The organism is Comamonas sp. A7-5, assembly GCF_039581385.1.
GTDB lineage: Bacteria > Pseudomonadota > Gammaproteobacteria > Burkholderiales > Burkholderiaceae_C > Comamonas > Comamonas thiooxydans.
The window spans coordinates 1-749 of the sequence record NZ_JBCPWO010000052.1; the positions used below are offsets into that span (position 1 = coordinate 1).

The 749-nt window shown below is 51.3% G+C and carries 1 protein-coding gene and 1 tRNA gene; both read left to right on the plus strand.

The genetic code is table 11. From position 1 onward, the window contains the following. A partial coding sequence (locus tag AAIL67_RS24695) for an ACT domain-containing protein (protein WP_343485400.1) occupies positions 1–369 on the plus strand: 369 nt, incomplete at its 5' end. A gap of 54 nt (positions 370–423) precedes the next feature. Next, positions 424–516: transfer RNA gene (locus AAIL67_RS24700), tRNA-Ser, on the plus strand. Positions 517–749 lie beyond the last annotated feature (233 nt).

Sequence of the window (749 nt, forward strand, 5' to 3'; positions counted from 1 at the left end):
GCCAACATCGAAGTCGATGTGATCATCCAGAACATCTCCAAGGACGGCAAGACCGACTTCAGCTTCACTGTGAGTCAGGGCGACTACCAGCGTGCCATGGAGCTGCTGCGTGAAAGCGTTGTTCCTGCGCTGGGTGCTTCCGAAGTGGTGGGCAATCCCAATATCGCCAAGGTCAGCATCGTCGGTATCGGCATGCGCAGCCATGTGGGCGTGGCCTCCACCATGTTCCGTGCTCTGAGCAAGGAAGGCGTGAACATCCAGATGATCTCGACTTCCGAGATCAAGACTTCGGTCGTGATCGACGAGAAGTACCTGGAGCTGGCCGTGCGTTCCCTGCACACCGCCTTCGGTTTGGACAAAAGCGAATAATTTTCGCAACTTTCCAAAAACGAACAAAAAAGCTGTTTACAATAGCGTCATTCCGGAAACGTGACCGAGTGGCCGAAGGTGCTCCCCTGCTAAGGGAGTATGGGGTGTAGAGCCTCATCGAGGGTTCGAATCCCTCCGTTTCCGCCAAATCAAAGAAAAAGCCGCAAGGCTTTTTCTTTTTGTCAAGATCCTCTGGGTTTTGACAAAAAGTTTCAAACTTTGATTTGAGCCTGGCAAAAACAGGCTACAATGCAAGGCTTTGCTGATCGCAGCAAGCAACGAGATTCAAGGTCGGTTTTTCTGATTTTGCACTCGGTTCCTTAAAAAAATACAGCCGATAAGCGTGGGCGTTTGAGGGCAAGCAGCCAGTTCTTCGGAAT